Source organism: Petralouisia sp., from assembly GCF_056822245.1.
On record NZ_JBQIOP010000040.1, the window covers coordinates 1 to 22,712 of the forward strand.

General features: G+C 44.9%; 15 protein-coding genes and 2 pseudogenes. 3 read left to right on the plus strand and 14 right to left on the minus strand.

Annotated elements, in window-relative coordinates:
* The first annotated feature begins 174 nt into the window (after positions 1–174).
* On the plus strand, positions 175–978 hold the full coding sequence (locus tag ACTO17_RS14595; RefSeq protein WP_482558445.1) for an Rpn family recombination-promoting nuclease/putative transposase: 804 nt from the start codon (positions 175–177) through the stop codon (positions 976–978).
* A 206-nt stretch (positions 979–1,184) separates the two neighbouring features.
* Here the strand turns inward: ACTO17_RS14595 and ACTO17_RS14600 are convergent, their stop codons facing one another.
* The 13 genes and pseudogenes from ACTO17_RS14600 to ACTO17_RS14660 all read right to left on the minus strand — a co-directional run.
* Entirely contained in the window at positions 1,185–2,366 is a 1,182-nt protein-coding gene (locus ACTO17_RS14600) for an iron-containing alcohol dehydrogenase (protein ID WP_482558446.1), read from the minus strand.
* Positions 2,367–2,536: 170 nt separating this feature from the next.
* Positions 2,537–3,265 (minus strand): phospholipase D-like domain-containing protein, encoded by a 729-nt coding sequence (locus ACTO17_RS14605; protein WP_482558447.1) that lies wholly within the window; start codon positions 3,263–3,265, stop codon positions 2,537–2,539.
* Positions 3,255–3,665 (minus strand): PLD nuclease N-terminal domain-containing protein, encoded by a 411-nt coding sequence (locus ACTO17_RS14610; protein WP_482558448.1) that lies wholly within the window; start codon positions 3,663–3,665, stop codon positions 3,255–3,257. Before ACTO17_RS14610 ends, ACTO17_RS14605 begins: the two co-directional genes overlap by 11 nt.
* Before the next feature lie 73 nt (positions 3,666–3,738).
* Entirely contained in the window at positions 3,739–6,120 is a 2,382-nt protein-coding gene (locus ACTO17_RS14615; protein WP_482558449.1) for a glycoside hydrolase family 65 protein, read from the minus strand.
* 15 nt (positions 6,121–6,135) lie between these two features.
* On the minus strand, positions 6,136–6,774 hold the full coding sequence (gene pgmB / locus ACTO17_RS14620; RefSeq protein WP_172537645.1) for a beta-phosphoglucomutase: 639 nt from the start codon (positions 6,772–6,774) through the stop codon (positions 6,136–6,138).
* A gap of 15 nt (positions 6,775–6,789) precedes the next feature.
* Positions 6,790–7,611 carry a carbohydrate ABC transporter permease gene (locus tag ACTO17_RS14625; protein ID WP_172537644.1) on the minus strand — a complete coding sequence of 274 codons (822 nt, stop codon included), beginning with the start codon at positions 7,609–7,611 and terminating at the stop codon, positions 6,790–6,792.
* 11 nt (positions 7,612–7,622) lie between these two features.
* Positions 7,623–8,486: a carbohydrate ABC transporter permease gene (locus tag ACTO17_RS14630; protein ID WP_172537643.1), complete on the minus strand. Its 864-nt coding sequence runs from the start codon at positions 8,484–8,486 to the stop codon at positions 7,623–7,625.
* A gap of 188 nt (positions 8,487–8,674) precedes the next feature.
* Positions 8,675–10,060 carry an ABC transporter substrate-binding protein gene (locus ACTO17_RS14635; RefSeq protein ID WP_172537642.1) on the minus strand — a complete coding sequence of 462 codons (1,386 nt, stop codon included), beginning with the start codon at positions 10,058–10,060 and terminating at the stop codon, positions 8,675–8,677.
* A 250-nt stretch (positions 10,061–10,310) separates the two neighbouring features.
* On the minus strand, positions 10,311–11,789 hold the full coding sequence (locus ACTO17_RS14640) for a response regulator transcription factor (protein WP_482558450.1): 1,479 nt from the start codon (positions 11,787–11,789) through the stop codon (positions 10,311–10,313).
* Positions 11,777–13,552, minus strand: coding sequence for a sensor histidine kinase (locus ACTO17_RS14645; protein WP_482558451.1), 1,776 nt, complete (start codon positions 13,550–13,552; stop codon positions 11,777–11,779). The genes ACTO17_RS14640 and ACTO17_RS14645 overlap by 13 nt, the downstream gene beginning before the upstream one ends.
* Positions 13,553–13,652: 100 nt before the next feature.
* On the minus strand, positions 13,653–14,183 hold the full coding sequence (locus ACTO17_RS14650) for an Ig-like domain-containing protein (RefSeq protein WP_482558458.1): 531 nt from the start codon (positions 14,181–14,183) through the stop codon (positions 13,653–13,655).
* An 86-nt stretch (positions 14,184–14,269) separates the two neighbouring features.
* A pseudogene (locus ACTO17_RS14655) lies at positions 14,270–14,335 on the minus strand (hypothetical protein); the annotation flags it as partial.
* 28 nt (positions 14,336–14,363) lie between these two features.
* A pseudogene (locus ACTO17_RS14660) lies at positions 14,364–18,107 on the minus strand (FIVAR domain-containing protein); the annotation flags it as partial.
* Between the two features lie 282 nt (positions 18,108–18,389).
* Here ACTO17_RS14660 and ACTO17_RS14665 point away from each other — a divergent pair.
* Positions 18,390–19,160, plus strand: a complete 771-nt coding sequence (locus tag ACTO17_RS14665; RefSeq protein WP_482558459.1) for an Abi family protein — start codon at positions 18,390–18,392, stop codon at positions 19,158–19,160.
* Positions 19,161–19,376: 216 nt separating this feature from the next.
* Here the strand turns inward: ACTO17_RS14665 and ACTO17_RS14670 are convergent, their stop codons facing one another.
* Positions 19,377–20,078 carry a DUF6033 family protein gene (locus tag ACTO17_RS14670; RefSeq protein WP_482558452.1) on the minus strand — a complete coding sequence of 234 codons (702 nt, stop codon included), beginning with the start codon at positions 20,076–20,078 and terminating at the stop codon, positions 19,377–19,379.
* Between the two features lie 219 nt (positions 20,079–20,297).
* Here ACTO17_RS14670 and ACTO17_RS14675 point away from each other — a divergent pair, with 219 nt between their 5' ends.
* Positions 20,298–22,577 (plus strand): flagellin N-terminal helical domain-containing protein, encoded by a 2,280-nt coding sequence (locus ACTO17_RS14675; protein ID WP_482558453.1) that lies wholly within the window; start codon positions 20,298–20,300, stop codon positions 22,575–22,577.
* The last annotated feature ends 135 nt before the right edge of the window (positions 22,578–22,712 follow it).

Consider the following 22,712-nt stretch of genomic DNA (forward strand, 5'->3'; position numbering starts at 1 on the left):
TAGCTTCTTAACAAACTATTTTATCAGCAACGTAGAGGATTGGAAGACTTTCATTACTATTTGTGCCGCCGACTTGGCGGCGGAATGGAGATTACTATGAAAGCCCCTGGCTTCCATAGCATGGATGGCCATGCGGCCCGACAGACGGCAGGCTGAGCATAATGAGGGTTAACTATGGAAAAAGCTTTTGAGGAACTGCAAATAAAGGATGATTTCATGTTCAGCGTTATCATGAGAAATCCAAAATTCTGCAAGCCATTTTTAGAACGTATACTTGGAATAAAAATATCCCGTATTGAATATCCGAAATCGCAGGAGACAATAGATATTTCTGCGGATGCCAAAAGCGTACGTTTGGATATCTATGTTGAAGATGGAAAAGAAACAATATACAACATCGAAATGCAAACCACAGAAAATAGAAATCTCCCAAAAAGAACCAGATACTATCAAGGAATGATAGACTTGAATCTCCTGGAAAAGGGAGATAACTATAAAGATTTGAAACGCAGTTTTGTTATATTTGTATGTACGTTTGATTTATTTGGCCAAAATCGTCATATTTATACCTTTGAGAACCGCTGCGTTCAAAATACAAAACTGGGCTTGGGCGATGATACAACAAAGATTATTTTGAATACCAAAGGCACATTGGATGACATCTCACCAGAATTGAAAAGATTGCTTGATTTTATTGATGGTAAAGAACCTGAAGATGATTATACCAGAGAGTTAGACAAAGCAGTGCAATCTGTCAGAAACAATGAGAAATGGAGGTTGGATTATATGACATTGCAAATGCAGTATCAAGAAAAATACGAGCAAGGATTTAATGAAGGGGACAGAAAAAGAGCAATCTCAGTAGCAATAAAAATGATAGAAGCCAATAAATTGACTTCCGAGGAGATTGCAATGTATACAGGCCTTGCCCTTGAACAAGTGCTTGAGTTAGAAAACGAATTGCAGACAGTATGGTAACGTGCAGAAAATCCGCACAGAGGTATAGCCGCAGGCTATCCTGTTTCAAGCGGCAAAACAAACTATTATTGAGAGGCAAAACTTCGGGGAACCTTCCTTTTGGAAGGTTCCCCAGAATTCTGTCCGGTTCTTTCATGGACAGCCCATTTTCTCACTATTCCATCATGGACAGCATATCTCTAATAAACAGAAAATTTACCGCATCATCAGAAATCAACTTCTGTTCCATAATATGTACAGGTGAATAATTTCTCCATTGTAGCAGGATCAATCTCTCTCGGATTAGAACCGGTACATGCATCGCCTACCGCCCGTTCTGCAATGCCGGAAATCTTTTCTTTGAATTCCTCTTCCTTGATTCCGAATTCTTTCAGGGTCTTTGGAATGTTAAGCCTTACATTGAAATCGTCAATCTTAGCGCAAAGACTATTAATCAGAGCTTTCTCAGAAGTTCCCTCCAGGCCCATTCTCCGTGCGATTTCTGCGTAGCGTTTTGCAGCAACCGGATCTTTGGCATTGTACTTGATGACATAGGGCAGATAGATTGCATTTGCGCATCCATGAGGAATATGGCCGGTGGAGAATGCTGCGCCTGTCTTATGAGCCATAGAGTGTACAATTCCCAAAAGCGCATTGGAAAATGCCATTCCGGCAAGACACTGTGCATAATGCATCTGCTCTCTTGCTGTCATATCGCAGTTGTAAGATGCCGGCAGATAATCCAGAACCATCTCAATGGCCTGCAGTGCAAGCGGATCAGTGAAGGAACAGTTCATAGTAGAAACATATGCTTCAATGGCATGGGTCAGCGCGTCCATTCCGGTATAAGCAACCTGTTTTACCGGAAGTCCCTCTACCAGTTCCGGATCTACAATTGCAACGTCAGGGGTAATATTAAAGTCAGCCAGGGGATACTTCACGCCTGTCTGATAATTGGTAATAACAGAGAATGCGGTCACTTCTGTCGCTGTTCCCGAGGTGGATGGGATCGCGCAGAATTTAGCTTTCTGTCTCAGCACCGGGAAATTAAACGGGATGCACAAATCCTCAAAGGTTGTCTCTGGATACTCATAAAATGCCCACATAGCTTTGGCAGCGTCAATGGGTGAGCCGCCGCCCATAGATACAATCCAGTCAGGCTCAAATTTGCGCATTGCTTCTGCGCCCTTCATGACAGTTTCCACAGAAGGATCTGGCTCTACGCCTTCAAACAGTTCCACTTCCATGCCTGCTTCCTTCAGGTAATTCACTGCCTTGTCCAGAAATCCCTGACGCTTCATGGAGCCGCCGCCTACTACAAGAATTGCCTTTTTCCCCTTTAAATTCTTAAGTTCTTCCAGACACCCCTTTCCGTGATACAAATCTCTTGGTAATGTAAATCTTGCCATGTTCTTCTTCTCCTTTTCTTTGTATAAAATAAAATCAGCAACAGTTCAGGCAGGCTGACCTGTCACTGAAAGCAACCTGTCTTTTATGATTTACATTATAACATAACCTTCCGCATACCGACAGTTAAAATTTTATAAAATTGTTAAAATTTTCTCAAACTGGAAAAACATCACATCAGAGGGGCAACCGCCTTCATCAGACTCCCAGTAATCTTCATCTTTAACTTCTCCCTGCGTACTGTTTCCATCGTCACCTGCCTGCATTTTTTCAGAGTGGCCTGCATGTCCGCCTCTATCTCAGCAATGCAGTCTGTGCCGTACAGGTATGTGGCGCATTCAAAATGATGGTAGAGGCTGCGGTAATCCAGATTGATGGTGCCCACCACCGCTTCCCTGTCATCGCTGACAAATACCTTGGCATGTACAAATCCAGGGGTATATTCATAGATTTTCACCCCGGATTCCAGTAAGGACGCATAGTGGGTTTTGGCCAGCGCATAAGGAATGAATTTATCCGGAATTCCCGGCAGAATCAAAACTACTTCCGTCCCCCGCTCCGCTGCAAATTTCATGGCTGTTTCCAGTTCTCCGTCCAGAATCAGATAGGGGGTCATAATATGCACATATTTCTGGGAACGGTTCAGAATATCCATATAAACCCGCTCTCCCAGTTTGTCCTGATCCAGAGGGCAATCTCCGTAAGGAATGACATATCCCTTTTTCTCCTCCAGGGCAGGAATGGCAGAAAGGAACTTTCCATACTCTGTCTCCCGCTGGTCAATCCCCCACATCTGCAGAAACATCAGGGTAAAGCTCTGTACCGCCGCACCCTTTAACATCACAGCCGTGTCCTTCCAGTGGCCGAATTTTTCCTTTTGATTGATGTATTCATCTGCCATTCATGATCTGCCGGGACTGGGGAATCAATTCCCTGGTATCGCCGAGCATCTGATTCACCCGGCTGCGCAACGCCCGGTTTCCCACATTGCTCTGGGTATATAACAGCAGCAGCACGCCGAACACCGGCAGCAGCGCAATCACAATCAGCCAGGTGATTTTTGCCGTGGGATTCATCCTGCTGTTGAGAAGATAAATCACCATGACAAAGGTAAACAGCGCTGTTCCGCCTAAAATATGGGGCAGAAATTCCTCGAACCACTGAAAGATGCTGAACAGGAGCAATACCTGAACCAGAAACAGCAGCAGGATCAGCCCGAAACGGCTGAATAAAGCGTGAACGATTCCTTTCTGCCCCTTTTTTAAGAGGGTAATCCCTTTTCTTTTATAATCTGAATACATCTTTTTCCTCCTGAATGTTTTCTGACATTATATACCATCCAGTGCCTGTACAGTCAAGAAGAAATCTGTATTTTTAAAGTTCCGCCGTCACCTCTTCCTCAAGCTGAACCGTCTTTTTGCACAGTTTTAGCTCTACAATTTTTGTTTTCGTCAGATTCTTCACCCTGACATTGCCGCGGGTGACGCTGACCTCTAATCTCTGGCCCTGCCAGATAATCTCGTAAGTAAGTTTTTCCCACGCATCCGGCAGGCATGGATCAATTCTCAGCCTGCCGTCTAACGTGCGCAATCCTCCAAAGCCATAGATCGCTCCCTGCCAGATACCCCCGAAGGATGCCGCATGGATACCTGCGTCAGAGGTTGTCATTACCGGCCCCAGATCAATTTCTGTGGATTTCTCAAAGAGCCGGTAGGCTTCTTCCAGTTCTCTCATATCCGCCGCAAGCACTGCATGAGTGCAGAGTGATAGCGAAGAATCATGTATGGTCCTTTCGGAATAATAATCCCATGTGGCAGTTTTCACCTCACGGGGAAAGAGATCTTCTAATAAAAAGAACAGCGCAAGCACATCCGCCTGTTTTGACACCTGAAGCTGATTGATCTGGGTCTGGTTATAATCATGGAAAATACCGCCTACAAAATCCTGGGCCTTGTATTTTGACAAATCAATTTCCTGCAGATTCAGGTATGTGGAATCCTGGGGCAGTATGCCCTTTTCATTGGGCGCCGGCAGGAATATTCGATCCACTTTCTGTATCCACTCCTGATACCAGTGTTCCAGTTCCAGCTTCTCATTCAATGTCTGGTATAATTTTGGCTTTTCCACCTTCAGCAATTGGCAGCAGGCAATGGCTTTTCTGATATTCCATGCCGCAAGATAATTGGTAAAGGCATTGTCTGTCTTATGTTCTTTATATTCATCCGGCCCTACCACGTCGCAGATATGGAGGAAACCGTCTTTTGTCACCGTTTCTGTAAATTCTGTGATTCCCTGTTCATTTACCCTTTCGTGAATCTGCCTGTTTTTCTCCTCCAGGCGGGACGCCCAGAACCGGGCCGTATCCAGAATCAGTTCATAGCCGTACCGATCCATAAAGTCCTGATCCCCGGTAATTGAAGCATACTGCCACACGCCAAAAGCCACGTCTGCCGTGATATGCTGTTCAATAAACCCGGACCACACTTTAATCAGAAGGCCGGTCACAATATCCGCATTCTGGAATTCCGGGGTTACCTCCCCATCGTCCATCCATGCGGATTCCCAGGGGAACATGGCGCCCTGGTATCCATTGTCCGCCGCCTTTTTATGGGCTCCGGGCAGAGTCAGATAGCGGTACTCTTCCAGTTTCCGGGCCGTCTCAGGCTGCGTAAAGGCATAATAGGGAAGCAGAAAAATTTCCGTATCCCAGAAGCAGTGCCCCCGGTATCCTTCTCCCGTCAGCCCCTTTGCGCCGATATTCATCCGGTTGTCATGGGCCGGAACCATCAGACGCATATGATACTGGGCAAAATGCACGGCAAAATCATCGTATGCATTTCCTTCTATTTTGATGGGGACCCGCTCCCACACCTGCCTGTTCCATTCCGCTTCTGTATCCGCTGCCAGTTTCGCATAGCCAAAGGCCTTCTGCTCCTTCAGCTTTTCCAGAGAAAACGCCTGCATTTCCTTCACGGTTTTTCCCTGCAGTTCCAAATCCCTGGTTGTATATACATTACAATATTTTTCTATTTTTAACGTCTCGCCCTTTTTCACCCTGGTACGGTATATTCCGTAAATTTTGCGAACCTCCATATGAAGCTGGGCCGAAAGCTCCAGCTCCTCATCCTCCGTCCAAAATCTGTGGGCGGTATTCAGGGCAAAGGTGATTCCGGACTGGGTGGTTTTTTGCACATACTGGATATGCTTTCCCTCGTATAAACGCATATCTCCTTCCGTAAAATGCTGTGCGCCGGTATTGGTCACCCGGCCGTCAATTCCGGATTTTATCTCAATCTCCGCATCATTTGACAAGGGCGTAATCTGCACCTGAATTGCAAAATCATGAAGCCTGTCTAAGGACACCACCCGCCGAAAAGTCAGACTGAACTGCTCTCCTTTGGGAGAAATCCAGACTGCCTCCCGCTTCAATTCCGCCTTTCGGATATTCAGTTCCCTGCTGTAGAAATCTATGCTTCCCTGTTCTAACGTAAACCGTTCCTGATTTACGATAAGTTCAATGGCCGTCATATCGGCGGCATTGGGCAGTTCTGTCACCGCAGACGGATCAAACTGATTAAAAGTTCCATTAATCAAAAGATCCCTTGTCTCATTCAGATATTTCTCTTCCATTGCGCTGCGAAGCCCCAGATAACCGTTTCCAAGGCACATCACTGCTTCGCATTTCCCCAGATGCTCCGGATCAAAGCTGTCCTCTCTTAAAATCCAGTCCCCGGCTCTGCTGTAATCTAATGCCACTGCATATTCCTCCTTCTATTTTAGAATCTCCAACAAATCGCTGATTTTACGAATGGAATATGTAATCGCTGCATCTTCCGAGGCTTCTCCTATTCCCGCGCAGTCAAATCCGCCTGCTTTTGCCGCCGCAACGCCTGCCTGTGCGTCCTCCACCACCAGGCAGCTTTTTGCATCTTCTTTGAGCATCCCGGCAGCCGTTAAGAACACCTCCGGGTCCGGCTTGGATTTTGTAATGTTGTTTCCGTCGCTGACGGCGTCAAAACTGCCGCTCAAGCCAATCTGCTTTAAAATAACCGGCGTGTTTTTACTGGAAGAGCCGATGGCAATCTTTACGCCTCTCTTTTTCAGCTCCTTCAGCGTTCCCGCCACATCCTCCGAAAGCTCGGCAGGCGTCATCCGCTCCAAAAGTTTCCGGTAAATCTGGTTCTTTTTTTCCGCCAGGGCAGACTTCTCATCCTCCGCATAAGTTCTGGAAGCCTTTTCCAGAATAATCTCAAGGCTTTCCATCCGGCTGACGCCCCGCAGGCGGTTGTTGATCTGCTCGTCAAAATAAATTCCTTCATCATCCGCAATTTCTTTCCAGGCCAGATAATGATATTGATCGGTAGAGCAAATCACCCCGTCCAAATCAAAAATAACTGCTTGATATATCATGTTCCGACTCCTTTCTTACTCCTTCACAGAACCTGCTGCAAGTCCTGAAATTACCTGCTTCTGCATCAGCAGATATACTGCGATGCTGGGAATGGTCACAAGCACTGTAGCGGCAAACATAGCTCCGTAATCGCTGGCAAACGAGCTCTTAAAATAGTACAGCGCAATGGGAAGCGTACGTTTCTCCACTCCGGTAGTCAATGTCAGCGCAAACTGAAATTCATTCCAGCAAAGCAAAAACTGCAGTACCCCTGCCGTTGCAAAAGCCGGCTTTGTCAATGGTAAAATAATCTGTACAAATGTCCGGAAAAACCCGGCTCCGTCAATATACGCCGCCTCTTCCAGCGTCGGGGAAATGGTCTTATAATAACTCATCATTATGTACAGCGTGGTAGGCATTCCAAGGGCCGTGTAAACAATAATCAGCCCCCACAGCTTGTTATACAGATGGGCCGCATTCATGGTCTGATACAAAGGCTGCAGCAAAGCCGCCCCCGGAATCACCAGTGCAGCCGAAAACAACAGCGTAAGCACTCCTTTGAAACGGAAATTGCAGCGCACCAGCACATAAGCCGCCATGCTGAGAGCCAGCAGATTCAATATGGTGGACACAATGGCCACAAAAATGCTGTTTTTATAAAATCCAACCAACGGCGCAATCTCAAAAGCCTTAACGTAATTCTGAAAATTCAGCCCGTTGGGATATCCCGCCACAGAGGACATAATCTCTGCATTGCTCTTAAAAGAGGAGGAAAGCACCCACAGAAACGGAACAATGGAAATGATTACAATAAATAAAAGAAAAATCCCCGCCAGTATTTTACGTACATGTTTCATCTTTTTCCTCCTTACTTATCCATCCGGTATACGCCCCGGATCAGCCCTACCACAAACAGGCCCAGTACAATCAGCACCACTCCTTCTGCATTGGCAAGACCGTAATTGTTATCCGTCAGGGCCGTCTGATACAGATGCATGGGCATATTCATGGTTTTTCCGGCAGGGCCTCCGTTGGTGGTCATCATGATAATATCCAGCTTCTGCAGCATACTTGTGGCTGCAAGCACGGTGGCCGTACCGATAATATTGCGCATCATCGGAAGCACAATTTTAAGGTCAATCTGAAAATCCGTGGCTCCGTCCATTCTTGCCGCTTCAAAAATATCCTCCGATACAGAGGCCATTTCCGCCATTACAAGAATGGTCACCAGCCCCGCATAAGGCAGCCAGGTCAGCGTCACCGCCGCAAATGCCGTATTGGAGCTTAAAAACCAGTTCTGGGAAAAATCAGATTGGGTAACTGCCCGGATGATACTGTTTACCATACCGAACTGAGGGTTTAAAATGCACAGAAACAGCATACCCAGCGCAGCGCTGGAAATAATATTGGGAATCATAAAGGTTCCTCTCATAAAATTTGTATACCAGCGTTTTCTTCTGAGAATCAGAGCTAGCGTGGTTCCGATGCTCACATGTATGGTGGCCTGCAGCACAATCCAGATTAAGGTATTGACAATGCTCTGCCGAAACTCCTGATCCTCTGTAAAAAGATAAATATAATTCTTTAATCCTGAAAATACCGGCGGCGCCCCGATGGACCATTCTGTAAAAGAGGTCACGAAAAGCTGCACCATGGAAATCAGAAAAACAAACGTGAACAGCGCCAGGCCCGGGGCCAGAAATGTCACAATCCACCTTTTCTTTTTAGTCATATGATACCGTTCCTTTCTACTGATAAACTTGTGGACGCAGAACATCCCTTGGACACATAATAAGGAAAGTCCTGTCAAAAAAGGACTGCCAGAAAGTGAACTCTCGCACAATATATAGTCTGTTGCCTGAGAAAGCACAGTATATATTGCGGAAATCCAGTCACTTCCTGACAGCCCCTTATGATCGTTTATTTTGTTTTTGCAGCTGCTTCGGTCAGTTTTGCAGCGAAGTCAGAAGGAGCCATTCCGCCGGACGCAAGTTCCGGATAGTAGGAAGAAAACGCCTCTATGGTGCTTGCCACTGCAGTATTGTCAATGTTGTTAAAATCCCATTCGTTGGAGTTGCTGGCTTCCACCAGTTCTGCAATCAGAGGATTTGCCGCCTTAAAATCATCAGAAAGGGCTACAAGGTCTGTCAGAGGAAGCGCGCCGTTATCTTCCAGGAAAATTTCCTGTGCCCGTTTGCCGGTCTTGAATTTCAGGAATTCCAACGCTGCTTCCTGCACTGCTTCATCTTCTCCGTTGGTGCACAATACATAGCCGATTTCATACTGTTCAATCAGTCCGCTTTCCGGATATGCTGCAACGCCTACTTTGTCTGCCAGGCCCTCTGCCGCTTTTTCCGGATCTGAGAAATCGGGCGTCATCCAGGTTCCGTTGGCAATCATAGCCGTTTTTTCCTGCAGGAAATTATTTGCTGAATTTGCAAACAATGCGCCGATAGCGTCGCTTGTGGTATAGCTCTGCAGGCATTTCTGAATCATCTCAAGTCCTTTGATCACAGATTCATTCTCATAAGACTCCGGATGATATGTATTCATGAAATCATTTCCTTCCTGGCCGTTGGTGCCGATCATAGCTGCAAGCCAGAGGTTGGTGGTCCAGCAGTTCTCTCCTGTCATCATGGCAAGAGGCGTATATCCTGCTGCAGACAATTTCTCATTGTTTTCCATGAATTCATCCCAGGTTTCCGCCGGCTTCACGCCTGCTTTGTCAAACATTTCTTTGTTGTAGAAATATCCGATCACCTGTTTTGCATTTGCGATGGAATACAGGGCGTCGCCCTCTTTGTTGTACTCAATGGCTCCGTCGCCAATTTCTGATTTCCATTCTGCATCTTCATCCAGAAGAGGAATCAAATCCACTGCCTGTCCGTTTTTTACTGCCAGTTCACGGATTCCTTCTTTTCCAAGAACAACGTCCGGAAGGTCTTTGGAAGCCGCCAGTGTTTTCATTTTATCCACATAAGCGGAATCGCTTGGAAGCTCTTCAATGTTTACTTTTATCTTGCCTGCATATTTCTCGTTAAATTCCTCAATTACTTTTGCTTCTGCTTTGGCGGACAGATGAGAACCTACCATAAAGGTTGCATAATCAATCTCAACCTCTTCGCCGCTGTCAGCCTCTTCCTTAGAATCTTCCTGAGCGTCTTTTTCGTCCTGGTCTGCCTCCTGGGTGGTCTCCTTATTGGTATTGCTGTCTGTTTTTTCTTTGCTGTCATTCCCGCCGCATGCCGTCAGGGAAAAAACCATACAGCCTGTCAGCAGCACTGCCATTAACTTTTTAAATTTCATATCTTTTCCTCCTGTTTCTGTTTCTTTTGATACCTTGATTATAGTTATTTTCCCCATAAATTGACATCCGATATCCCGACCTCCCCTTGCTATAATTTTACTGTTCCCGCCGGTTCCCTTCTGAAAACCTGTAGAAATTTTTACTCTCTTATAATAATTTTACTTTTTCTCTGCATGGCTTCCTTATTTCGGCAGACTATGCCTTTCTCTCTGTTCTGCATGGCTTCCTTATTTCGGCAGTCTATGCCTTTCATCTCCGCTCCATCCGGTTCATATATTCTGAGGGTGAATACCCCTCATATTTCATAAACACATGGGTAAAATAAGAAGGTTCTTCAATTCCAACCATCTCTCCCACTTCATAAACCTTGTATTTTCTTGTGCTCAGTATTTCCTTTGCCTTTTCCATCCGGTATTTATTGATGGCGTCTGTCACCGTCATGCCTGTTTCCTTTTTGTAGATTCTGCTGATATAGCTGCTGTTCATAAACAATTTCTGACTGATGGATTTCAGGCTCAGTTTTTCCTTGTAGTCCTGCTGAATAATATAATTGATATTTTCCACCAGAAAGCTCTGGCCCAGATCGCTTTTTGTAAAAATTGCGGCTGCAGAGGCGCAGGTGTCCTTTACGCAATCCCATAATCCCGCCTTGGATCTGCTTCCGAATACTGCTTCCAGTATGTTCTCCTGAACAAAGATCTTCTCTGCGCTTCCGGCGTTCCTGGTTTTCCTGAGCAGATAGGAAACAATGGCATGAACGTCCGATTTACATTGTTCTATGGAACGTTCCCCTTTCTTTAAATATTCAAAAAACTCCTGCTCCAGCCGTTCCTGCTCCTGGCTGTCTCCATTTCTCAGGGCGCCGTAGAGATTTCTCATATAAGCGTCAATATCACTGTCGTCAAGCCAATACTGCACCGCCTCCCCATCGTTTTCATAGACAATAACCGGATGCTCATCGGAATATACATTCGACAAAGCCCGCATGGCCTGCTTCTTTCCGGCTGTCATACAGTCTTTATTCTCCACCACGCTGCTGCAGCCCACCCGGATGCACAATTCCAGAAAAGATTCTGCCAAAGACACAAATTTCTCCAGATGCCTCCGGACCTGAGCCGTGTCGTCCTCTTCCTCCGTCTCCACAATTACAAAAAACAAACCGTTGTCCACATGCATATAAGTTGCGTTCTGTTTCTGAAACGCATTTTTCACCAGCTGCTCCACATTTTTTTCATATCTGCCGTATTTTCCAATGTTTTTCAGTTTTATTTCACAGGCGCACACCCGGCACCATCCGCCTCTCTGAAACGAAATTTCTCCGTCCCCGGTTCTGCTGTCTTTTTGCTTCTCCCACTGCTGCATCACCCGCTCCACCGATTTGGGCAGCTCGGACAGAAACTCATTTTTCACTACAAAATCCGCTACCCCGTATTTAATGGCCTGCTGCGCATATTCAAACTCATTATAGGCTGTCAGTATAATTGCCCTGACGTCAGGATATCTGTCGTGCAATATCCCCGCAAGCTGAATCCCATCCATCACCGGCATTTTGATATCCGTAATTACAAGCTGGATTTCTTCTTCATTTTCGTCCTCCAGATATTTAAGAACCTGCTCTCCGTTGCGCATGGCCCCGCACACCCGGCATCCGATCTCTTCCCATGCTATCAGTTCCAGAATTCCTTCCCGGATATTTTTCTCATCATCCGCGATTATTATATTGTACATTCCTGCTTCACCTCCGCCGGCACTCTGATTTCTATCAATGTCCCTCTGTTCTTCTCACTTTCTATCCGCACCCCGTAGCCTTCCCCATAGATATGCCTGATTCGCACCGCCACATTTCTCAGTCCGATTTTCTCCCGTCCTTCCCCGATTCCGGCTTTCTCTCTGGCCTCCAGTTCCATCTGATACTGCCGGGTATCAAATCCGCTTCCGTTGTCCCTGACCTGAATCACCAGGTCGCCTTCCTCCCGTTTTATGTCAATTTGAATCTTCCCCAATACCTCTATGGTTTCAATGCCGTGTATTACTGCATTTTCCACAATAGGCTCTATCACAAACTTCGGTATCATGCATTTTTTAATATCTTCATCCTCCAATGTAATCACATAGGAAATCTTCTCCTCAAACCGTATTTTCTGCAGATACAGGTAAAATTCCACGTATTCCAGTTCTTCCCCCACAGTGATCTTGTTGATATCCCTGGTATAAATGCTTGCCCGCAGGAGGGATGACAGTCTGGATACCATTTGATACACAGTTTCATCTTTACACCTTTTTGCCTTAATCTGGATGGTCAGAAGAACATTAAACAGAAAATGGGGATTCATCTGATGCTGCAGGAACTGGATCTCCATTTCATTTAATAAAAGCTGAGACTCATATTTATTCTGTACCAGTTCTTTCAGTTCTCTGGTCATCTCGTTAAACGCCTCACCCATCCGGTCTATTTCCCTGTTCTTATACCTTCGGATCTGCACATCATAATTTTTCCCCCGTACGCTGTTTAAGGCAAACACAAATTCATCCAGAAACCTGGTGGAACGAATGCCCAGCGCCAGGGCGATTGCCACACAGACTGCAATAATCCCCACGCCCAGCGCCAGATAGGGCTTAAGTCCGCGAATTGCCTGCACAGCCAACGCTTTCCTCGGAAAAAAGTACACAAACTGCATTCCGAATTCCTTCATTGTTTTTTGTGTAATCAAAAAATTTTTATCATCCCAGGAAGCCCGTTCCTCCTGGTACTGCCCAATCTCCTCCACCCGGCTGCATGAAAAAATCTGATGCTCCTGATTCAAAAGATATACTGCGCTCCCATTCCCCGTGTTTAAATCACTGTAGCACTCCCGGATACTTCTTTCATTGGTGGCAATCATAATTACAAGATGGTTATTCCCGGTAAAATCTGACTTCACTCTCCGCACATGGAAAATAACATCCCTGGCCCCGGCGATGAGCTGAGTATACACATACTCTTCCTCATACTGCGCAATAGCTTCATAGGCTTTCCTTGACTCATACAGAATCGCCGTTTCTCCCACTGCCTGGATGTCAGTATATTCCAGAGGCTCTCCATTCTCATAGATCACCGCATATTCAATCACATTTAATTTCTTGGCATTGCTGTAAACCAGTACCCGCTGCATTTCCCTGCTCAGGTCTGCTTTTCGGACATAAAAATCCTGACTCTCTCTGTTATAATACGCTTCATCCCTCATCCAGTTTCGGACTCCCTCACTGGCTGCTAATTCCAGTACAAGATTTTCTGTAATCAGAAAAGACTGCTCCAGAGATTTTGTAATTGCAGACACCGTAGTGTCTATATGATCAGACATGCTTTTTTCCGCATTCTGATACAGGTTAAAAAACAGAATTGTCCCTAACAGCGTCATTCCTGCAAACATTGCTCCCACAAACAGAAGCATAAGCTGATCTCTCAGTGAAACAGAATACAGCTTCACCCTCTTTTTCTCCTTACCTGACATGCGCATCCGCCCTTTTTCATCTCCCGGTTGATACAGAATGGGATTGTCACGCTATAACTGATAATCAGTTATTTTACAACAACCCCATTCCTGATATTATTTACTTCTTGATCTTTATCTTAACAGATGCTTTTTTGTTGCTTCCGTCCGTGGCTTTCGCGGTTACTGTCACAGTCTTTCCGCGGCCTGCTTTTTTCGTGGTTACCACGCCTTTTTTACTTACGGACGCATATTTCTTGTTGCTGACACTGTAAGAAAGTATCTTGTTTGCACCCTTGGATGCAGTAACGGTGGCTTTCAGGGTTACTTTCTTTCCTGCTTTTACAGTTTTTGCGGAAGCTTTCAGCTTCACTTTCTTCACAACGCCTTTCATGATCTTAATCTTAATGGAGCCTTTCTTTCCGCTTCCGTCTTTTGCCTTCGCTGTGATGGTAACTGTTTTCCCTGCGCCCTTCTTCTTCATGGTTACAACGCCTTTGGAGCTTACCGCAGCATATTTCTTATTGCTGGTCGTCCAGGTTACTTTCTTATTGCTTGCATTCGCAGGCAGAACTGTGAGCTTCAGGGTGATTTTCTTGCCTGCGGCAATCTTTTTGGAAATTCCTGACAGTTTAATCTGCGTCACTTTCACCTGCTTATTGGTATTATTACTGTTGTTATTGTTATTATTACTGTTATTGTTATTATTATTGTTATTGTTGTTATTATTACCGTTATTGTTGTTATCGTTATTGTTATCGTTGTTGTTATCGTTATTGTTATCGTTGTTGTTATCGTTATTATTATCGTTCTTTTCAACCAGTCCGTTTTTCGCGCTCTTCAACGCATCCAGAGCTGCATCCACCTGCTGCTGTGTTGCAGATTCATCTGCCAAAACTGCTTTTGCGGATTCCAGGGCTTTCTTAAATCTGTCCACGGAGTCTGCCGTATACTTGGAAAGCTCCATTGCTTCCGCTTCCTGAACTGCCTGCTCCAGAGCGCTCTTATTTACAGTTTCCACAACAGCTTCTGTCATGGTGATAACAACTTTCTTAGTTCCTGCCGGCACCAGAACGGTTCCTGCTTCCGCATCGATATTGTCTGTCTGCTCTTTGCCGTCTGTCACAACTTTGCTGATATTGTCTTTCAGGGAAATCAGCTCTACGCTGTAGGGAACTTCCAGGGTGTCGCCTGTAAATGCAACTTCTACCTGTTTTCCGGTTGTGGTCATCTTATAGCCGGCTTTTTTCGCGCCTTCTACGGTGTAATCTTTAATTTCCACCGGAGCCTGTCCTTCTGCTGTCCATTCTTTCGGAATTCCGCGTCCAACAATGACTTTTTCCCCTAATTTTTCTGCAATTAATGCATCGTACAATACTTTTGTGGCTGTGGACTGTCCCCACATATGCTGACAGGAACCGCCGCCGCCTTTGGCATGTTCAATATCCCAGGGTGAATTGGCGTCTGGATAATCCACGCCTTCCCACCATCCGAAAGGACCGCTCATTGCCTTGTCAATCATAAATTCATAGGCCCGGATGCCTGCTTCCCGGTATCTCTCTCCCCGAAGGGCGGAGCTGCCGTAGCCTGCATTATATGCGCTGGAATAATATCCGTGGGGATATCCTCCAAAGTTGTAAATGGTATCAGATACTTCTTCTCTTCTCTCAAATCCATGCTGATATGTATCGTCAAGCAGGCCGATCATCTCGCTGTTTTCCTGATCTGCGCCGAAGAGATATCCATCCCATGCCCAACGTCCGAACAGGAACATGGACGCCCAGTTGCCGTCTCGCACATCGCCTCTCGCACTGTTTTCTGTGGTAACATTCATATCAATGGAAAGATAAGGATAATCGTTAGTTTCCCGCATCTGGCGCTGTTTTGTCTCTACACATTCCAGTAATTCGCTGTACAATTCTTTTGCCCAGGTAATCTCTGCGGTATATTTCTCATCCGGAGTCTGTTCATTCAGACGTTCGCACAAGTACTGGTAAGTGGTAAGACCTGCCAATGCAGACCAGTTGTCAATCAGCCAGTATCCGTTGGAGTCGATGGCATTTGTCTTTTTGATAATGCCGCCGGCATCCATATCTCTGTCAGTATCCACGTTATGGGTATTTGTTTTAATTGTTTCAAACTGTGATTCAATAAATGCAATATCATCGGTTTTCTGAAGGTATACTGCATAAGGCCAGCTGTATTTCCACTTGGCGTCATCATACTGCAGCTGCGCCGGCAAGGTTGCCAGATATTCTTTTGCATAGGTGAAATCTCCCATAGTCAAAAGGGTAGCCACAATACCGATGGTGTCATGGTCAAACATCTCATCGTATCCATTTTCTCCTACATGGAGCTGCTTCTCTCCGTCCACATCGTCCCGGATAATCAGGGTATAGATATATCCTGCTTTATAAGCATTGATCAAGTCTTCATTGGGCAGGCTTGCAATTGTACTTAAAGGTGCAAGACGGTTATTCCAGTATTCCTTCATTGCTGCATAGTTATCGTCAAATCCGCCCTGGGCTGCAATTGCTTCTGCTGCCGGATAATCATAGTCTCCGCCGAATCTGTCTGCGCCGATGGCATAGTCTCTCACTACTGTCGCCCCTGCTGCCACTGTCTTTGCCGTTTTTGCAGCATCATTTAATGCAACCAACTGACCGGAAACGCCCGGAAGCCTCTGATCTGTTTCTGTGTTGTTTGTTACAGTCATTCTGGAATATGCAATTTCAAAATCCTGTTCGTTGATGGTATGTTTGTTTGCGAAGTTTTCAACTTTATAATCCATGCCGTCTTTGGAATATTCACTGATAAAGCACGGCAGATATCCTTCTGCATTGTACCACTTCACTTTTCCCGGAATATCCATTACTCCGAAGGTAACCATCGTATTCCCATTGTCCCTTAACTGGTAGCTGCCGTCCAGGTAAGCGATAGGCGCGTGCTTGTCTCCCTCCCAGCCAAAGGAAGATGTCAGACCTCTGTTGGATTCAAACATATACTTGCCGTCTAACTTTGATTTAAGACAGCTCTCATAAGCCTGATTCAAGAACAAATATGCCACATAGCATTCGCTGTTTGTTGCCTGTCCGCCGTTTATTACAGACTCTGCATACGCAATTTCCGATTCTAACTGATTTACATAAAATTCTTCATAATCTCCTAAATTTAAATCTTTAGCCTGCCGAAGAACTTCTTCCAGCTGTGTTTTATAGTCATTCAAGGTCTGATTCTTAGACAGGGTTGCCGCCTGAAGGTTGAAGTTTCCGTCTGGATTGCTCTTCTTTTTAATCTTTCCTGTGACGGTCAGGCCTTTTCCTTCTGCAATCGACACTTGATAAATCTTGTTTATCACATTGCCGCCTGCCTGAAGTTCTTTATTTTCATAAATGGGTTTGCTTTCGCCGTCCAGATTAATATATATCTCTGCATCTGCATTCCAAACGCCCGATACAAAGACCAACTCACGATCATAATCTGCCGGAGCAATTGTCATTTTATAACCAGCGTCTTCTGCAATAGGCTTATTCACTGAATCTTGGTCTCCACTTTTATAGATAAATACAGCTCCGCTGCGAATGTCTTTTTTTGCATTGTCTGGAGAAACTCCGTCCGACCAGGAATACTTAATAGGTGCATCATTCATTGTAGCTACTTTATCCTGGCTCAGCTTTTCATATGTAATCTTTGGTTCTACCCCCGCTTTTCGCGCAATAGTCCCGTCTTCCCCTTCAAAATGCATCCAATCCTCATCACCCATTTCTGTTAAATTCATTGTTGGCTGGGTGCTGACCTCTTTCACCTTCACTGAAATCGGAGAAGGCTCTGCACTTTTTAATGTAATTCCGCCAAGAGACATATTTCCGTCTTTATGGGTTTTTTCCGTAAATGTCGCCGTTACTTCCACAGAATTATGCTCACGGATCACCAGCGTATATTTTCTCACCTGCGCTTCTCCCTCAGCCTTTAACTCTGTGGTATAAACCGGCTCTGTCTCTCCGTTTACGCAGATTCGGAAGGTTGTAGTCGCCTGCCAAATTCCTGAAACAAAGGTCAGCATTCTGGTTTCTTCTGCCGCCGGAAGAGATATCTTATAGGTATTTCCCTCAATGGGCTGTCCTACAGAAGAATCGTCTCCCTTTTTGTACATAAATGCTCCAGAGTGGGACAACGATGTCTGTGATTCTTTCACAGTTCCGTCTATCCAGGTATACTTCATCGGGGAATCATTCACCAACTGAATATCCTCTCCGGTTAGATTCTCAAACTTTATGGTTTCCGAAACATCTTTTTTCCTGTTAATTTCTGAACCTGCAATGTGTACCCAATCCAGAGTTCCCTCCTCTGTCAGATTCAGTTCATCTCCTTCTGTCACTTTTTCAATTACTGCTACCAGCGGATTCAGGCCGCCTGATTCATCATCTGCTTTCGGCGCCGCAAATGCAGGCATGATTCCGCCTGCAGCCATTGAAACACTTAGCAGAATGCTTAACAGCATTTTTGTCGATTTCCTGCTCTTCATCATTTCTCCTCCTTTTGTCTGATTTTTTAGCTGGTACTGTCTCTTGTACATGATTAATTATAGCGAGCAGGGAATTTTCATTACATAATATACTTTTACTTTTTCTTATGTTATTTTGCCTTCTTTTTTAAAAATCAAGTGAAATATTGTAGATATTTTTACCATTTTCTTTCATATAATGGTGAGATAATTCAGCAGAATATACAAAACAGATTTTAGCCATAGAAAGTTCTTTTCCCTTTTCACGGAATCAAATTTTTCGATTTCTGCAAAAACTGCCGAGCCGTTCTTACAGCTTTCTTGTCATAAACATATTGATTTTTGTTTTTATATGTGCTACGTTATTTTTATTTTGATTTTTCTTATCTTCAAGAACTTTCCATATTGGACATGTATTTAAGAAAAAGCATTATTTCCATGGCACTTGATATTGAACACACATTGAAAACACAGTTATTATATGACTTAAGTCAAAATGAAGCAGATGATGGATATCATATTGCAAAACTATATCTTACGGCAGACTATAGACGCTTAAAGTCGCTCCATGACAAAGTGGGAACATCAGCTGCCAGTGATTTAATTCAAAAGAAACTTAATGATGACGATAATTACGCCTTATGGGAAATTGTAGAAATTTTATCATTTGGAGAATTTATAGACTTATACCAACTTTATTATTCAACCTATCATTCTAACCGTAACAATTTCAGCAGTTACTTATGGTCAATTAAATTTCTGCGAAATGCTGCAGCCCATAATAATTGCCTGCTGAACAGCCTGAAAGCCCCCTATCATGTTACAATACATAAAACAAAAGAAATACAGTTTGAAATTTCAAAGATAAAAACCATTTCACAAAATGCCAAAGATAAATGGATGACAAATCCTGTAATTCATGATTTCGTTATTTTGGTTTTTGTTTTTGTCAAACTGATTAAAAGCACTGGAATCAAACAATCAGGAATTAATAACTTACACTGGCTTTTTAATGAACGTATGCTAAAACACAAAGAATATTTCTTAAAAAATAACTCCATTGTAGAAAGTTATAAATTCACTTCAAAAATTGTAAATTATTTCTGTAACAAATATCGTAAATAATTCTTGCATTTTTTTCGGTGAATGCATATAATACTATTGATGAACAAAAAAACTTTGGTTTTTTCCGCGGAGACGATGCCTGCATTGTTTCCGTATTTTTTACCCCAAAAAAGCCTTCCGGTTCCCCGAAAAGCTCTTTTTTTACTAAAAATATGTCATTTTGATCTCTTTCAAAAACAGACGTTAGTTTGATTTCCTCCATCTGCATCAGCCGCTCTAAATGCTGAAATCGTATTTTCCGCCAACTCCCGGCACTTTCTCTGCTCTGATATCTTCCCAGTTAACTTTTTTGATTTTCTCCAAAAGCGCCTCCATACTGTCTGCCTGGACGGTGGTGCGTTTTACCGTTTTGTTATTCTTAGAATAGATATCGTTACGGTTCTCTGTGCGCTTTGCGTCTCTGGCTTCCTCAATCCGCTCTTTCTGCTTGGCGCTTGATTTCTCCAGTTCTGCAAAAAAACTGGTGGAGCCATCGTCACGGAATTCAATTCCTATTCTGGTGATCTCCGTATCTTTCGTTCCGGCTGCGCCCAATGCCTGCTCGTATCCAAACTTCTGGTTAATCTCTTTGGACATGCGCACAGCGCCTTCCATGTCTTTGATTTTCTCTTCCATGTATTTATCATCGGAAGCCATCTTCTCCAGTTCATCACTGGAAAAAAGAACTGAAAACTCTTTGGTTCCCTTAGACAGCATCTTTTTGGCATCGTCGCCTTTGTTCATCACCATGAAGTCCATGTCTTTGTATTTGCTTCTGAGCTGCTTCAACACATCCTGGGCCTGACGGGAAAGACCTGATTCTTTCTTCTTATCCACATACCCCGCCTGAGTTTTCTCTGTCTGCTGTTTTATTCTCTGATCTGCTTTGGGCGTGTTATAATAATTATTAACCTGCTGATATGCGCCTACCTGTACCATATGTTTGTCCTCCTTGAACTTAATTTGAAATCCTTTTCCGGCATAAACTGCCTTTTCTATTCTATCGGCAAATGAAGCGTGATTTATTACCTTTTATAAGTTTATTCTAATTATTTGGGGCAGTTTATTGATTTCCCAACATTTTTTGATATAATTAAATAATAAGAAAATAGTCCAAAGGTACGCCTATGACAAATAACTCTAAAAGGAGAAAATGCCATGATTATTCAACATAATCTAGCCAGCATGGGAGCTTTCCGCCAATCAAAGATTACCACTTCCCGCAAAGCTAAAACATCCGAACGTTTCGCCAGCGGCTATCGCATCAACCGTGCGGCAGACGATGCGGCCGGGCTTTCTATCTCACAGAAAATGCGTGCGCAGATCCGCGGCTTATCTCAGGCAAATGAGAATATACAAGACGGCGTGAATTTTGTAAAAGTCGGTGAAAGCGGAATGCAGGAGGTGCACGAAATTCTCCAACGGATTCGCGAATTGTCGGTTCAGGCCGCAAGTGATACCAATACAGCGGGAGACCGGACTGCAATTCAACGGGAAATTGATGCTCTCTCTGTAGAAATTAACAAAATCGCATATGGCACCTCTTTCAACGGACACCATATGCTCTGTGGAGAAACCGCCGGCAGCGTTGGCGGAGGCGCTGGCGGCGGGAACTCCGGGTTAGACAACATCATTTCTGATTCACTCTCAAACCGCACCACTTACGGCGGTTCTGGAGATGACTATATGAACAGCGCCATCCATAACCCCGATGGCACCATTGTTTTCTGCGGAAGCACGAACAGCACTGATCAGGATTTGGATGGATGCAATACCGCGGCAGGGCAGCGCAGCGGATGGATCACCAAGGTGGGGACGGACGGGGAGGTTCTTTGGACGACAACGGTAGGCAAGGCCGGAACAGGAACCCTTTCTTCCATCACTGCCACAGCAGACGGCGGATATCTGGCAGTAGGAAACACCGGTGGGAAGCCCCTTCTGACAAAGCTGGATGCAGATGGAAATATTTCATGGACGTACCAGTTTCAATGCACCGGCACAGATAACAACGTCAACAATGCATTTCTTATGCAGGACGGCAGCGGTCATGTCTTTCTCTCCATTCAGTCATTTGACGGAAACGGCCTAAAGGATGGAAGAGGCAATCCTTTAGGCGGAGCGGCTCTGGGCGGCCGGGACGCAATCATGCTGGTGATTGACCCTGCAGTCAACCCAAATGACGACTATGATGCTTTTGAGAAAAAGGCATATCGGGTAGGCGGCGATTCCAATGAACAAATTTCCCGGCTTTATCCTACATCAGACGGCGGATACATCGGCGGAAATTATACGCTCACGACAGATTTCAAACAGAGCAATAACGATGGCACCGTCATCAGGCCGCCGGCAGACATCATTGGAAGCGGCAGCCACAGTGCTTTTATCACAAAATTTGATAAAAATGGAGATGTGGAAAAGATATTGCGGTTCGGAGACAGTCCTGCCCCCGGCGTCTATCACAACAGCGGAGAAAATATCAGTCAAATTATAGAAACCGCTGCCGGAGAGTATATTGTGGTGGGAACAGCCGGAATTTCAGATACCGTCGGAACAGACGAACCCTCCACGGACGAGACAAACGGTAAGAATATCTGGGTGATGAAGCTGGACAAAAACCTGACTCCTATCTGGAGCAGATCATACGGAAGCAGCAAAGACGATACCGGCAGCTGCGTTGTTGAAACGGAAAACGGCTTTGTCATTGCCGGAAAAGTAGGCGCAATGGACAGAGACGTAACCCAAAAGCCCGGGTATTCCGGTGACAATGCATGGGTATTTATGATTGACAAGGACTCCGGTGACATTATTTGGGATGAAGTGCATGGCGGAAGCGGAAACGACTCTTTCAGCTTTATCTTTGAAGCCGGAAACGGCGATATTCTGTTAGGCGGCAACAGCAGCTCCAACAACGGGGATCTTACAGACAAAAACAAAGGAAACAGCGATGCATGGTTTCTCAAACTGGATGGACAGACAGGCGGAAACGCGCCGTCCTCAGGCGGCGGGACAGGCGGCGGTGCTCTGTCAGTCAAAAACGGCTTTATTTATCTGCAGGTGGGCGCATACAGCGGGAACTCCTTTCGAATTGATTATGCCGATATGCGTACTGCAGCCGTTTTCGGCAAAAATGCGGCTTTGAATGTGATGAGCCATAGCTCTGCGGAAGATGTAATCTCATTGTGCGATCAGGCCATCAGTTATGTTTCCAAGCAAAGAAGCCGCTACGGCAGCTATCAGAATGCCCTGGAGCATCTGTATAATGCCAATGCCATTACAGGTGAGAACGTATCAGCATCTGAAAGCAAACTTGCAGACGCCGACATGGCCGATGAGATGGTGGCGTTTTCACGCAGCCAAATTCTTGAACAGGCAAATTTGGCTGTCATGGCTCAGGCAAACATGGCAAACCAGACCGTGCTGAAGCTGGTGCAGGGTTAAGGTTCCGAATACAGAATTAAAATTGCTGTACAGGCGAAAAAGTATTCATTTGTTCTCTGCCTTAGTACTACAGCGAACGTTTTATATTGTTCGCTGTAGTCTTAGAGTGTACTTGAAAGCCTTTCATATGCGTTG

Bases quoted from the DNA above. Each gene is read 5' to 3' on its own strand.
- ACTO17_RS14675 (WP_482558453.1), top strand. From the start codon at position 20,298: ATGATTATTCAACATAATCTAGCCAGCATGGGAGCTTTCCGCCAATCA.
- ACTO17_RS14605 (WP_482558447.1), bottom strand. From the start codon at position 3,265: ATGGCAGATGAATACATCAATCAAAAGGAAAAATTCGGCCACTGGAAG.
- pgmB (WP_172537645.1), bottom strand. From the start codon at position 6,774: ATGATATATCAAGCAGTTATTTTTGATTTGGACGGGGTGATTTGCTCT.
- ACTO17_RS14670 (WP_482558452.1), bottom strand. From the start codon at position 20,078: ATGGTACAGGTAGGCGCATATCAGCAGGTTAATAATTATTATAACACG.
- ACTO17_RS14625 (WP_172537644.1), bottom strand. From the start codon at position 7,611: ATGAAACATGTACGTAAAATACTGGCGGGGATTTTTCTTTTATTTATT.
- ACTO17_RS14645 (WP_482558451.1), bottom strand. From the start codon at position 13,552: ATGTCAGGTAAGGAGAAAAAGAGGGTGAAGCTGTATTCTGTTTCACTG.
- ACTO17_RS14630 (WP_172537643.1), bottom strand. From the start codon at position 8,486: ATGACTAAAAAGAAAAGGTGGATTGTGACATTTCTGGCCCCGGGCCTG.
- ACTO17_RS14600 (WP_482558446.1), bottom strand. From the start codon at position 2,366: ATGGCAAGATTTACATTACCAAGAGATTTGTATCACGGAAAGGGGTGT.
- ACTO17_RS14595 (WP_482558445.1), top strand. From the start codon at position 175: ATGGAAAAAGCTTTTGAGGAACTGCAAATAAAGGATGATTTCATGTTC.
- ACTO17_RS14640 (WP_482558450.1), bottom strand. From the start codon at position 11,789: ATGTACAATATAATAATCGCGGATGATGAGAAAAATATCCGGGAAGGA.
- ACTO17_RS14610 (WP_482558448.1), bottom strand. From the start codon at position 3,665: ATGTATTCAGATTATAAAAGAAAAGGGATTACCCTCTTAAAAAAGGGG.
- ACTO17_RS14635 (WP_172537642.1), bottom strand. From the start codon at position 10,060: ATGAAATTTAAAAAGTTAATGGCAGTGCTGCTGACAGGCTGTATGGTT.